The sequence below is a fragment of the Cupriavidus sp. PB-02 genome (assembly GCF_058252315.1).
In genome coordinates this window covers 833738-846196 of record NZ_CM177694.1, presented here as the reverse complement: position 1 = coordinate 846196, position 12459 = coordinate 833738, and the positions used below count along the sequence as shown (strand labels likewise).

Sequence of the window (12459 nt, the reverse complement as noted above, 5' to 3'; positions counted from 1 at the left end):
ATTCATGATGCTTCGCCTGACGCGACGGGCGAAGCCAACACTAAAGTATCGGTCGCGAGGCAATCTACCATGGCAAAAACCCTGACCTTCGGCATCATGCACCTCGGCATTGCGTTCAGCGTGACGTATGCGCTAACCGGCAGCCTTGCCATCAGCGGTGCCATCACCTTCATCGAACCGGCCGTCAACACGGTGGCCCACTACTTCTTCGACCGCTACTGGGAAAAGCACGAGCGCCGCCAGGCGGCGGCTCGCGACAGCGCTGCCAACCCGCGCGCCAGCACTAACCTCGTTAGCGCGTAACGCCCGCGAACACGCTGAAGTAGTCCGGGAACGTCTTCGCCACGCAACCCGGATCGTTGATCCGCACCGGCAGCGGCCCGAATGCGGCCAACGAGAAACACATCGCCATGCGATGGTCATCATAGGTGCCAATGCCGTCGGCCGGAGTCTGCCATGGTTGCGGCGGCGTCACACGCAGGAAGTCCGCCCCTTCTTCCACGACTGCGCCCAGCTTGCGCAGTTCCGTTGCCATCGCCGCGATGCGGTCGGTTTCCTTGACGCGCCAGCTGGCGATATTGGTCAGAGTGGTGGTGCCTTCGGCGAAAAGTGCCGCCACCGCCAGCGTCATCGCCGCATCCGGGATGTGGTTGCAGTCCAGCTCGATGCCGTGCAGGCGGCCGTCGTCGCGTTCCGTGCCACGCACTTCGATCCAGTTGTGGCCCGCCATCACATTGGCGCCCATGCGATTAAGCGCCTCGGCAAAGCGCACGTCACCCTGGATGCTGGCCATGCCCACGCCTTCGACCCGCACCGGGCCGCCGCCGATCGCACCGGCGGCGAGGAAATACGACGCCGACGACGCATCGCCTTCCACAAAGATCTCGCCCGGCGAACGGTAGGCCGCGCCGGCCGGCAGCACGAAGCGCTCCCAGCCCTGCCGCTCCACCTGGATGCCGAAACGCGCCAGCAGGTTCAGCGTGATCTCGATATACGGCTTGGAGATCAGCTCGCCCACCACCTCAATCTCGATCCGACCGCTGTCGCTCTGCGCCATCGGCAGGCTCATCAGCAGCGCCGTCAGGAACTGGCTCGACACATCGCCGCGCACACGGATCGGCGCATCGATGCGGATGCTGGCCGGCTGGATATGCAGCGGCGGGAAGCCTTCGTTGCCGAGATAGTCGATCACGGCCCCGACCTGGCGCAGGCCGTCGACCAGGTCGCCGATCGGCCGCTCGTGCATGCGCGGCACGCCCGACAGCTTGTAGCTGCCGTCCTGCAGCGCGAGCGCGGCCGTCAGCGGGCGAATCGCGGTGCCGGCGTTACCCATGAACAGCTCAGCCGCCTTGTTCGGGAAATTGCCGCCGGCGCCGGTGACGATATAGTCGGCGTCCTCTTGCCGCCACCCCACGCCCAGCGTGCGCAGCGCCTGCAGCATGACGCGGGTGTCGTCGGAATCGAGCAGGTCGCGCACGCGGGTTTCGCCGGTGGCCAGCGCAGCCAGCAGCAGCACGCGGTTGGAGATGCTCTTCGAGCCCGGCAACCGGACGGTGCCGGTGGCGCGGGTCAGGGGGCCTAGCGTCAGGTGTTCCATGTCTTGGTGGGCGCCGGGGCGCCGCGGTAAGGCGATTCGATCAGGCTGCGGCACTATGCCGCTCAGGGTTCGATATTGTTGCCGTTGCCCGCGGCACGCTCGGCGCCCCAGGCAAGTCGCGTGTTGCTGGCGCGTGTGAAGACGCGTTCGAGCGCGTCGCCGTCGCCCTTCTCGATCTTCTCCTTCAGGTGCGCCAGCACCGACTGGTAGGTGTTCAGCTCACGCAGCAGCGCTTCGCGGTTGGCCACGCAGATGTCGCGCCACATCTCCGGCGAAGACGCCGCGATGCGCGTGAAATCGCGAAAACCACCGCCGGCAAAATCCAGCTTCAGCGCCGCGTCTTCTGCATTGGCGACCTGCGCCACCAGCGCGTACGACAGCACATGCGGCAGGTGGCTGACCGCGGCGAACACTGCGTCGTGCTGCACCGCCGACATCACGTGGCAGTGCGCGCCGGCGCTTTCCCACATGGCACGCACCGCGGCCACATCGGCACGCGCGTTTTCCTGCAGCGGACACAGCACGGTCTTCTTGCCGACGTAGAGGTCCGCCAGCGCGGCCCCGACGCCATTGAGCTCGCGCCCGGCGATCGGGTGCGCCGGCACGAACTGCGCGACCTTGTCGCCCAGCGCGGTCTTCGCGGCCATGATCACGTCGGACTTGGTGCTGCCCGCATCGGTGACGATGGTGCCGGGCTGCAGGTGTGGCTCCAGCGCGTGCAGCAGCGCGAAGTTCTGCGCCACCGGCGCGCACAGCACGATCACGCTGGCGCCGCGCGCGGCGTCCTCCAGCGTTGCGGCCTGGTCGATCACGCCAAGGTCCAGCGCCCTCTGCAGGGACGCGGGGGAGCGCCCCACGCCAACCACCGTGCCCGCCACGCCCGCGCGCTTGAGCGCGAGCGCGAGCGAACCGCCGATCAGGCCGACGCCGACAATGACAACACGGGAAAAATGCAATGCACTCACAATCTCAGGCCGCAACGGGCAGTGGCTCGGTCCGGACCGAGGTAATTCGATGACTGGCAGACCGGACGGCAATGCCGGCCGGGGAACGCCGCGGTAGTAGCCGCGATTGTAGCCGCGCTCACGCGAGCGCCCGCTCCAGCGCCGCGACAAAGGCTGCGTTCTCCTCGGGCAGGCCGATGGTCGCGCGCAGCCAGCGCGGCAGGTTGTAGTTGCCGACCGGGCGCACGATCACGCCCTGCTTGAGCAGCGCCAGGTTGACGCGCGCACCAGCCCCGTCGTCGTCGCCGACGCGCACCAGCACGAAGTTGCCCGACGACGGCACATACTCCAGCCCGAGGCGATCGAAGGCCTCCGTCAGCTGCGCCTTGCCGGCGCGGTTCAGTTCGGCGCTGCGGCGCAAGAACTCGCTGTCACCGAGCGCGGCGACAGCCGCTGCCTGCGCCACGCTGTTGACGTTGAACGGCTGGCGCACGCGGTTGAGCAGGTCGGCCAGTTCCGGCTGCGCCACCGCGTAGCCGACGCGCAGCCCGGCCAGGCCATAGGCCTTGGAGAACGTGCGCGACACCAGCAGGTTGGGATAGCGGCGCACCCAGGCGACCGAATCGTATTGCTGATCGGCATCGAGGTATTCGTTGTACGCCTCGTCCAGCACCACCACCACGTGCGCCGGCACCTGCTGCAGGAAGGCCTCGATCTGCGCGGCGGGCACGAAGGTGCCAGTCGGGTTGTTCGGGTTGGCGATAAACACCAGGCGCGTGTCCGGCGCAATCGCCGCGGCCATCGCGCCCAGGTCATGACCATAGTCGCGGGCGGGCACTTCGATGGCGCGCGCGCCGATTTCCTGCGTGGCCAGCGCGTAGACCGCGAACGAATATTCGGCATAGACGATCGACTGGCCGGGCTCGACCAGCGCATGCGCGGCCAGCTCCAAGATGTCGTTGCTGCCGTTGCCGAGCGTCAGCCATTCCTCCGGCACGCCGAAGCGCGCGGACAGCGCGGCCTTCAGCGCAAAGCCGTTGGAATCGGGGTAGCGGCCGAGCTCGGCCACGGCGTCCGCCACCGCGCGCTGCGCGGATGCCGGCATGCCCAGCGGATTCTCGTTGGAAGCGAGCTTGACGATGCCGGCCTCGTCCAGGCCGAACTCGCGCGCGACTTCGGAAATCGGCTTGCCGGCCACGTACGGCGAGATCGCACGCACATAGTCGGGTCCGAACACTACGCGGCCTTGCTTACCCTGCTCTGCCATCTCGTCTCCTTGTTCTTGCTTACCGTGCCTTGGCGGCTTACTTGCTCGACGGATACGACCCCAGCACCTTCAGGTAGGCCGCGTTGCGGCGCAGCTCGTCGATGGCGCGCGCCACTGCCGGCTCATGCTGGTGCCCTTCCACGTCGACGTAGAAGTAGTACTCCCACGCGCCGCTGCGCGCCGGGCGCGATTCGAAGCGGCACATCGACACGCCGTTCTCCGCCAGCGGCGCGAGCAGCTGGTACACCGCGCCCGCCTTGTTGGGCACGGACAGGATCATCGAGGTCTGGTCGCTGCCCGACGGCTCGGTCTCGTAGCGGCCGATCACGGCAAAGCGCGTGCGGTTGTGCGGATCGTCCTGGATATGGGTGCGCACCATATGCAGGTGGTAGCGGTTGGCGGCGGACTCGCCGGCAATCGCGGCCACGGTCGGGTCTTCGCTGGCCATGCGGGCGGCCTCGGCATTGCTCGATACAGCCTGGCGCTCCAGGTGCGGATAGTTGGCCGTCAGCCAGTGCTGGCACTGCGCCAGCGCCTGCGCATGGGCGCGCACCACCGTTACGCCCTGCATGTCGGGCGTGGATGCCATCAGGTTGTGGTGCACCTTCAGCGCGATCTCGCCGCTGATTTTCAGCGAGGTCTGCAGGAACAGGTCGAGCGTGCGCGACACCGCGCCTTCGGTCGAATTTTCCACGGGCACCACGCCGTATTCGACCGTGCCCGCCTCCACCGCGCGGAACACTTCATCGATGCTCGGGCAAGCCACTCCCGACACCTCATGGCCGAAATGCGCGTACAGCGCCTGCTCGGAGAACGTGCCGACCGGGCCCAGGAACGCGACTTCCAGCGGCTTTTCCAGCCCGCGGCAGGCGGACATAACCTCGCGCCAGATCGCTGCCACGCTTTCGCCGAGCAGCGGGCCCGGGTTGGCACCCTGCACCTTGCGGATCACCTGCAGCTCGCGCTCTGGGCGGAACACCGGCGCGCCGTACTTCTTCTTGACCTCGCCGACGTCGAGCGCCAGCTTGGCGCGGTGGTTCAGCATGGCCAGCAGTTCGCGGTCCACCGTGTCAATCTGCTCGCGCAGCGGCGCCAGCTCAACCGACAGCTTGCGCTCGGCCTCGCTCAGGTGGTTGCCGTTGGGCTGCTCGTTTGGCTGCGTCTCCTCGCGCGCAGGGGTGCTGTCTTGGCTTGTCATTGTATGAATCCGGTGGGCCGCCGGAGCGCGGCGGCCGGAGAAAAACTGTCCGCGCCGACCGGCGCGGTGTCGCGCGCGGCAGGGCGCGAGTTGCCTGTCAGGCGGACGTGCGTTCGAACTCGCGCATGAAATCGACCAGCGCCATCACGCCTTCCAGCGGCATCGCGTTGTAGATGCTGGCACGCATGCCGCCCACGGTCTTATGGCCCTTGAGCTGCACTAGGCCGTTGGCCCGCGCCTGCGCGAGGAACGCGTCATTGCGCGATTCGTCGCCCAGGAAGAACGGCACGTTCATGCGCGAACGGCAGCTCGGATGAATCTCGTTGCGGTAGAAATCGCTCTGGTCCAGGAAGTCGTACAGCGCCGCCGCCTTGGCGATATTGCTCTGTTCGATCCCCTGCACGCCGCCCTGGCGCTTGAGCCATTTGAACACCAACCCGGCGATATAGATCGCATAGGTCGGTGGCGTGTTGTACATCGAGTTGTGCTCGGCCACCATGCGCCAGTTGAACGCCGACGGGCACAGAGGATGCGCATGCCCGATCAGGTCTTCGCGCACGATCACGATGGTGACGCCGGCCGGGCCGATATTCTTCTGCGCGCCGCCGTAGACCACCTGCACGTGCGACCAGTCGATCGGGCGGGACAGGATATGGCTGGAGGCATCGGCCACCACGACGCGATTACCCTTGACCTGGCCGATGTCGGGGATCTCCTGGAACTCGACGCCGACGATGGTCTCGTTGGTGCACAAGTGCACGTAAGCGGCATCATCGGACAGCTTCCAGTCTGCAACGGCGGGGATGCGGTGGAATTTCTCTGCCTCGTTGGACGCCGCGATATTGACCGTGCCATAGCGACGCGCTTCCTGCTCGGTCTTGATCGACCAGGTGCCGGTCACGACGAAATCGGCCTTGGGCTGCTCGGTGCTGCGCAGCCGCATCAGGTTCAGCGGCACGATGGCGTTCTCGCCGATGGCGCCGCCTTGCAGGAACAGCACCTTGAAATTGGAAGGGATGTGCAGCAGCTCGCGCAGGTCGGCGATCGCTTCGTTATGGATGCTTTCGAATTCGCGGCTGCGGTGGCTCATCTCCATCACCGAAACCCCGGTCCCGTGCCATGACAGCATCTCCTCGGCGGCCTGTTGCAGCACTTCGGCGGGCAGCGCCGCCGGGCCTGGGGAGAAGTTGTAGACGCGTTCGGCCAATGCACGCTGCATCATGCCGGCAAGAGCGGGATTCTGGGGATCGTTCATGAGACGGGGGAATGGAAAAATGGCTGCCGGTGTTACCCAAGCAGCCATTATCCCTCAAACCCGCGCCCCGTTGGGCACCCGGGGCCGTGCCCCAGTGCCGCACTGGTCCGCAAGGTTGCGGACCAGTGCGGCGGTTCGCTCACACGCTTACTTCGAAGCGGCGGTGATTTCCTTCTCCGCGGCGTCGCGCATCGACTTGCCGACCTGCGGGCCGTACTTCTGCATCATCGAACCCCAGATCTCCTGGGTGGCCTTGCCCTGGTTGGCCATGAACTTCTGGCCGGTGGGCGACTTCAGGAACGTGGTCAGGTCCTTCAGTTCCTGCGTCGAGTAGTACTTGCCGAAGGCATCATAGTGCGCCTGGATCGCATCCTTACGGAAGCCATCGGTGTTGAACGCCGAGCCGGCGCCGTCGACCATGCGCTGTACCGCGCCGTTCTTCTTCAGCTTTTCGACCGCGGCCTGCTTCTGCTTGTCGTTCATGGTCTTGTTCTCGACCAGCACTTGCTCCAGCACCAGCGGGGCTTCCTGCTTGGCGCCCTGCTGCCAGTTCTCGGCCTGGCCCTTGACGGCCTGGTCGGCCTGCATGACGGAAAGCAGTTCCTTGATGGCTGCGGTCTTTTCCGCGTCCCCCTGGGCGTGAGCATGCTGCGCCACCATGAAGGTCGGAACGAAAGCAGTCAGAACAGCGATACGTCGAAAGGTTTTGAGCATTGTGACTCCCTGGTAAATACGTCCGTTTTAGTCCGGACAGCCGCGAAACGAGTTCCGGCCGGCGTCCTAATGTTGCAACAATTTACGATTGGCTACAGATTGGCCACGGAATGGCTACGGATTGGCGTCGGCCCCGGCGGCGCCGTCCGCCTCTTCCGCCTCTTCGGAGCCGGTGCCGTTGTCGGCATCACTTTCCACGATGCGCTGCAACCCGGACAGCTTGGTGCCCTCGTCCACGTTGATCAGCGTCACGCCCTGGGTGGCGCGGCCCATTTCGCGGATTTCGCCCACGCGGGTACGGATCAGCACGCCACCGGTGGTGATCAGCATGATCTCGTCTTCAGGTGAAACCAGTGCCGCAGCCACCACGCGGCCGTTGCGCTCGCTCGTCTGGATCGCAATCATCCCCTTGGTGCCGCGGCCATGTCGAGTGTACTCGGCGATCGGAGTGCGCTTGCCGTAGCCGTTCTCGGTCGCGGTCAGCACGCTGCCGCGGGTGCCGGCTTCGGCCTCTTCGGCCGTCTCGGCCGGCGCCACCAGCATGGCGATCACGGTCTGCCCGTCTTCCAGGTTCATGCCGCGCACGCCGCGCGCCTGGCGACCCATCGGGCGCACGTCGTTCTCGTCGAAACGCACCGCCTTGCCGGCGTCGGAGAACAGCATCACGTCGTGCTGACCGTCGGTGACTGCGGCGCCGATCAGGTAGTCGCCCTCGTCCAGGTCGACCGCGATGATGCCGGCCTTGCGCGGGTTGGAGAACTCGGTCAGCGCTGTCTTCTTGACCGTACCGCGGGCGGTGGCCATGAAGATGAAGTGCTCGGCGTCGAACTGGCGCACCGGCAGGATCACATTGATCTTCTCGCCTTCGGACAGCGGGAACATATTGACGATCGGGCGACCGCGCGAATTGCGCGAGCCCTGCGGCACTTCATAGACCTTCAGCCAGTACAAGCGGCCGCGGTTGGAGAAGCACAGGATGTAGTCGTGGGTATTGGCCACGAACAGCGTGTCGATCCAGTCGTCTTCCTTGGTCGCCGCCGCCTGCTTGCCGCGTCCGCCGCGCTTCTGTGCGCGGTACTCGGAAATCGGCTGGCTCTTCATATAGCCACTGTGCGACAGCGTGACCACCATGTCCTGCGGGGTGATCAGGTCTTCCGTGTCCAGTTCGGTCGCGTTGAGCTCGATCTGCGAGCGGCGCTCGTCGCCGAATTCAGCGCGGATGGCGGTGAGTTCGTCGGAGATGATGGTGGTAATGCGTTCCGGGCGCGCCAGGATATCGAGCAGATCGGCGATTTCCGCCATGATGTCGCGATATTCCTGGACGATCTTATCCTGCTCGAGACCAGTGAGGCGTTGCAGGCGCATTTGCAGGATTTCCTGCGCCTGGGCGTCGGACAGCTTGTACAGGCCGTCCGGCTGCATGCCGAATACGGCCGGGAGGCCGTCCGGGCGATAGGAAGCGCGCCCGCCCGGAGTGTCGTTTTCGGCACGTGCCAGCATGTCGCGCACCAGGCCCGAATCCCAGGCCTTGGCCATCAGTTCCTGCTTGGCGATCGGCGGGGTCGGCGCGGCCTTGATGATCGCGATGAACTCGTCGATATTGGCCAGCGCCACGGCCAGGCCTTCCAGCACATGGCCGCGCTCGCGCGCCTTGCGCAGTTCGAACACCGTGCGGCGGGTGACGACCTCGCGGCGGTGCGCAAGGAAGTACTCCAGCATCTGGCGCAGGTTCAGCAGGCGCGGCTGGCGGTCGACCAGCGCCACCATGTTCATGCCGAAGGTGTCCTGCAGCTGGGTGTTCTTATATAGGTTGTTGAGGACGACCTCGGGCACCTCGTTACGCTTGAGCTCGATCACCACGCGCATGCCGGACTTGTCCGACTCGTCGCGGATGTCGGAAATGCCCTCGACCTTCTTCTCGGTGACCAGCTCGGCGATGCGCTCGAGCAGGGTGCGCTTGTTCACCTGGTAGGGCAGCTCGTCGACGATGATCGCCTGGCGCTGGCCGCGGTCGATGTCCTCGAAGTGCGTCTTGGCCCGCATCACCACCCGGCCGCGGCCGGTGCGGTAGCCTTCGCGCACGCCCTGGATGCCATAGATAATCCCGGCGGTCGGAAAATCCGGAGCCGGAATCAATTCAATCAGTTCATCCACCGTCGCCTGCGGGTTGCGCAGCAGGTGCAGACAGCCGTCGACGATTTCATTCAGGTTATGCGGCGGGATATTGGTGGCCATGCCCACCGCAATACCGGATGAACCATTGATTAGCAGATTGGGAATACGGGCCGGCAGAATCGTGGGCTCTTTTTCAGAGCCGTCGTAGTTGCTGTCGAAATCGACGGTTTCCTTGTCGATGTCGTGCAGCATCTCGTGGGCGATTTTCGCCAGGCGGATTTCGGTATATCGCATGGCCGCGGCGTTATCGCCGTCGACAGAACCGAAATTGCCCTGGCCGTCGACCAGCATGTAGCGCAGCGAGAAGTCTTGCGCCATGCGCACGATGGTGTCGTAGACTGCGGTGTCACCGTGCGGGTGATATTTACCGATCACATCCCCGACGATACGGGCCGACTTTTTGTACGGACGGTTCCAGTCGTTGTTAAGCTCGTGCATCGCAAACAGCACGCGCCGGTGTACCGGTTTCAGGCCGTCCCGCACATCGGGAAGCGCGCGTCCGACAATCACGCTCATGGCGTAATCGAGATAGGAGCGGCGCATTTCCTCTTCTAGGGAGACCGGAAGGGTTTCTTTTGCGAATGGATCCATTGCGGCGTGGTTTATGCGGCAGGTTTAAGCGAATGTCAGGGCCCTTTTGCGGGTGGCGCCGGGCGGCGCCTGACAGCGGGGCAACACGCCATTCTAACATGCCGACACCCCCGCCTCGCCCCCTCCGGACAGCTTCCCGGAAGGCGCCCGCGGGCCCCTGCGAAAACCCTGAAACCCTGATGCCACAAGGCTTTGCGGGCGACACAAGACCCATGTTGCACAAACACCACAGGCCCAAAACCCATGGGGCGAATCGAATATATTTACTTCTTAGGAAACGACCCTTGTGGCACAATTCCCCAGCGAAGAGCCAGACATTGTTCGAAGTGGAGCATCAGCCACATCGAGAATGTTATACTCCGAAGAATGTATGACTTGTTTTCGTCCATTTGCTCGCAGTAACCCTGCGGTGATCTCATCCTGAGAGGAGAAATATGAAAAAATTTGCCAAGCTCGCGCTCGTTGCAGCTACCGCAGTAATGGCTGCATCCGCTCAAGCCCAGTCCGTCCCCTATGAAAAAAAGGCAGTGAACGACAACTGGGGCAACGGTACGAGCGAGTACGTGTGGAAGAATGGCACGAACGAGCTCTGCTGGCGCGACAGCTCCTGGACTCCGGCCACCGCCAACGCCCTGTGCGACGGCGCCCTGGCCCCCGCAGCCCCGGCCGCACCGGCGCCGGCTCCGGTGGCACCGCCGGTTGTGTCGAGCGAGAAGGTCACTTTCGCTGCTGACACCCTGTTCGACTTCGACAAGGCCGTGCTGAAGCCCGAAGGCAAGGCCAAGCTGGACGACCTGGTCTCGAAGCTGCAAGGCATCACCCTGGAAGTCATTATCGCCGTGGGCCACACCGACTCGTTCGGTTCGGACAAGTACAACGATCGCCTGTCGATCCGTCGTGCTGAATCGGTCAAGGCTTACCTGGTGAGCAAGGGCGTTGAAGCCAACCGTGTCTACACCGAAGGCAAGGGCAAGCGCCAGCTGAAGGTCGATCCGAAGTCGTGCAAGGGCAACCGCAAGGCCCAGATCGGCTGCCAGCAGCCGAACCGCCGCGTGGAAGTCGAAGTGGTCGGCACCCGCAGCGCGCGTTAATCGGATCCTTTCCGATGAAGAAAAGCCCAGCGCAAGCTGGGCTTTTTTTTTGGTACCGTTTTTTTGGTACAGTTGCCCCGACCTCCCCTTCACATTCGCCGGCGCAGGCAGCCAGCCGCCGGCCCCCATACGATGACGCTGCAATCGCAAACCCCGTCCGCCGCCACGCCGGATCCGCTGCGCCGGAACGCCGACCCCAAGGAAATCGACAAGTTCAGCGAGCTGGCCCACCGCTGGTGGGACCCGGAAAGCGAATTCAAGCCGCTGCATGAGCTGAACCCGCTGCGCCTAGGCTGGATCGACGGCCTCGCCGGCCTTGCGGGCAAGCGCGTGGTCGACGTGGGCTGCGGCGGTGGCATCCTGTCCGAGAGCATGGCGCGCCTGGGCGCCACCGTGCGCGGCATCGATCTCTCGACCAAGGCGCTCAAGGTGGCAGACCTGCACAGCCTCGAGTCCGGTGTAGTGGTCAACTACGAGGAGATCGCCGCTGAAGCGCTGGCCGCCCGTGAGCCGGCCAGCGTGGATGTCGTGACTTGCATGGAGATGCTGGAACACGTGCCTGATCCCGCTTCGATCGTCCGCGCCTGCGCCACGCTGGTGAAGCCCGGCGGCCATGTGTTCTTCTCGACCATCAATCGCAACCTGAAGGCCTACCTGCTGGCCATCGTCGGCGCCGAGTACGTGCTCAACATGCTGCCGCGCGGCACGCACGACTACGACAAGTTCATCACCCCGTCCGAGCTGGCGCGCTTCGCCCGCCAGGCCGGCCTGGACCTGGTCGAGATGCGTGGCATGACCTACAACCCGTTGTCGCAGGTCTATTCGCTGAACCGCGACACCGATGTGAACTACATGATGGCGTTCCGCCGGGTGGCGGCATGACGGGGGGCATCGCAGGCGTCTTTTTCGACCTGGACGGCACCCTCGCGGACACGGCCCCGGATCTCGCGGCAGCGGCCAACCGGCTGGTGGTCGAGCGCGGCAACCCGCCGGTGGCCTATGAGAAGCTGCGCCCGGTCGCCTCGCACGGCGCGCGCGGCCTGCTCGGCGCGGCCTTCGGGCTGCGCCCGGAGGACGCGGAGTTCCCCGCGCTACGCGATATCTTCCTGGACTACTACGAGGCCGACATTGCAGTTCACACGCACCTGTTCGACGGCATGCCGCAGGTGCTGTCGGCGCTGGAGGCGGCGGGCATCCCGTGGGGCATCGTCACCAACAAGATCGCCCGCTTCACGGTGCCACTGGTGGCCGCCATCGGCCTGGCGCCGCGCGCCAGCGCCGTGGTCAGCGGCGACACTACGCCGCATGCCAAGCCCCACCCCGCCCCGCTGCTGCACGCCGCCGCTAGCGCCGGCGTCGATCCGCGCCGCTGCGTCTACGTCGGCGACGACCTGCGCGACATCCAGGCCGGCAAGGCCGCGGGGATGATCACGGTGACAGCCGCTTATGGCTATTGCGGCGACGGCGAACCGCCCGAGACGTGGGGCGCCGACCACCTGGTGCGCCACCCCGCCGAGCTGATCCCCTTGCTGGTACCCGCCGCGGTCGCCTGAGTGCGCCGCATGGGACATGCGAGCCCCGGCTGGAACTCCTCGAGACAGCGTGCGTCCAACCGGGTACAATCCAG

At 65.2% G+C, this 12459-nt stretch carries 11 protein-coding genes; 4 read left to right on the top strand and 7 right to left on the bottom strand.

Annotation, left to right across the window (positions count from 1 at the left end; genetic code table 11):
- Nucleotides 1-69 precede the first annotated feature (69 nt).
- Complete coding sequence (locus tag AC10V3_RS04010) at nucleotides 70-303, top strand: DUF2061 domain-containing protein (protein WP_022533889.1); 234 nt, start codon at nucleotides 70-72, stop codon at nucleotides 301-303.
- Here AC10V3_RS04010 and aroA read toward each other — a convergent pair.
- From aroA to gyrA, 7 genes are all read right to left on the bottom strand, one after another.
- A complete protein-coding gene (aroA, locus tag AC10V3_RS04005; protein ID WP_490923143.1) occupies nucleotides 293-1597 on the bottom strand; it encodes a 3-phosphoshikimate 1-carboxyvinyltransferase in 1305 nt (434 codons plus the stop codon). The genes AC10V3_RS04010 and aroA overlap by 11 nt on opposite strands.
- Before the next feature lie 62 nt (nucleotides 1598-1659).
- Nucleotides 1660-2562 carry a prephenate dehydrogenase gene (locus AC10V3_RS04000; protein WP_022533887.1) on the bottom strand — a complete coding sequence of 301 codons (903 nt, stop codon included), beginning with the start codon at nucleotides 2560-2562 and terminating at the stop codon, nucleotides 1660-1662.
- 118 nt (nucleotides 2563-2680) lie between these two features.
- Complete coding sequence (hisC, locus tag AC10V3_RS03995) at nucleotides 2681-3808, bottom strand: histidinol-phosphate transaminase (protein ID WP_454751713.1); 1128 nt, start codon at nucleotides 3806-3808, stop codon at nucleotides 2681-2683.
- A 37-nt stretch (nucleotides 3809-3845) separates the two neighbouring features.
- Nucleotides 3846-5006, bottom strand: a complete 1161-nt coding sequence (pheA, locus tag AC10V3_RS03990; RefSeq protein WP_022533885.1) for a prephenate dehydratase — start codon at nucleotides 5004-5006, stop codon at nucleotides 3846-3848.
- A gap of 97 nt (nucleotides 5007-5103) precedes the next feature.
- Nucleotides 5104-6261 (bottom strand): 3-phosphoserine/phosphohydroxythreonine transaminase, encoded by a 1158-nt coding sequence (gene serC / locus AC10V3_RS03985; protein WP_041680958.1) that lies wholly within the window; start codon nucleotides 6259-6261, stop codon nucleotides 5104-5106.
- A 147-nt stretch (nucleotides 6262-6408) separates the two neighbouring features.
- Nucleotides 6409-6975: a DUF2059 domain-containing protein gene (locus AC10V3_RS03980; protein WP_022533883.1), complete on the bottom strand. Its 567-nt coding sequence runs from the start codon at nucleotides 6973-6975 to the stop codon at nucleotides 6409-6411.
- Between the two features lie 114 nt (nucleotides 6976-7089).
- A complete protein-coding gene (gyrA, locus tag AC10V3_RS03975) occupies nucleotides 7090-9741 on the bottom strand; it encodes a DNA gyrase subunit A (protein ID WP_022533882.1) in 2652 nt (883 codons plus the stop codon).
- Nucleotides 9742-10175: 434 nt separating this feature from the next.
- On the opposite strand from gyrA, the gene ompA reads away from it, so the two are divergent.
- The 3 genes from ompA to gph all read left to right on the top strand — a co-directional run bounded on the left by ompA (nucleotide 10176) and on the right by gph (nucleotide 12385).
- Nucleotides 10176-10832 (top strand): outer membrane protein OmpA, encoded by a 657-nt coding sequence (gene ompA / locus AC10V3_RS03970; RefSeq protein WP_022533881.1) that lies wholly within the window; start codon nucleotides 10176-10178, stop codon nucleotides 10830-10832.
- A 132-nt stretch (nucleotides 10833-10964) separates the two neighbouring features.
- Nucleotides 10965-11714 carry a bifunctional 2-polyprenyl-6-hydroxyphenol methylase/3-demethylubiquinol 3-O-methyltransferase UbiG gene (gene ubiG, locus AC10V3_RS03965; protein ID WP_454751711.1) on the top strand — a complete coding sequence of 250 codons (750 nt, stop codon included), beginning with the start codon at nucleotides 10965-10967 and terminating at the stop codon, nucleotides 11712-11714.
- Entirely contained in the window at nucleotides 11711-12385 is a 675-nt protein-coding gene (gene gph / locus AC10V3_RS03960; protein ID WP_022533879.1) for a phosphoglycolate phosphatase, read from the top strand. Before ubiG ends, gph begins: the two co-directional genes overlap by 4 nt.
- Nucleotides 12386-12459 lie beyond the last annotated feature (74 nt).

Coding starts and splice junctions, on each gene's coding strand:
- AC10V3_RS04010 (WP_022533889.1), top strand. CDS start 70: ATGGCAAAAACCCTGACCTTCGGCATCATGCACCTCGGCATTGCGTTC.
- aroA (WP_490923143.1), bottom strand. CDS start 1,597: ATGGAACACCTGACGCTAGGCCCCCTGACCCGCGCCACCGGCACCGTC.
- hisC (WP_454751713.1), bottom strand. CDS start 3,808: ATGGCAGAGCAGGGTAAGCAAGGCCGCGTAGTGTTCGGACCCGACTAT.
- pheA (WP_022533885.1), bottom strand. CDS start 5,006: ATGACAAGCCAAGACAGCACCCCTGCGCGCGAGGAGACGCAGCCAAAC.
- serC (WP_041680958.1), bottom strand. CDS start 6,261: ATGAACGATCCCCAGAATCCCGCTCTTGCCGGCATGATGCAGCGTGCA.
- AC10V3_RS03980 (WP_022533883.1), bottom strand. CDS start 6,975: ATGCTCAAAACCTTTCGACGTATCGCTGTTCTGACTGCTTTCGTTCCG.
- gyrA (WP_022533882.1), bottom strand. CDS start 9,741: ATGGATCCATTCGCAAAAGAAACCCTTCCGGTCTCCCTAGAAGAGGAA.
- ompA (WP_022533881.1), top strand. CDS start 10,176: ATGAAAAAATTTGCCAAGCTCGCGCTCGTTGCAGCTACCGCAGTAATG.
- ubiG (WP_454751711.1), top strand. CDS start 10,965: ATGACGCTGCAATCGCAAACCCCGTCCGCCGCCACGCCGGATCCGCTG.
- gph (WP_022533879.1), top strand. CDS start 11,711: ATGACGGGGGGCATCGCAGGCGTCTTTTTCGACCTGGACGGCACCCTC.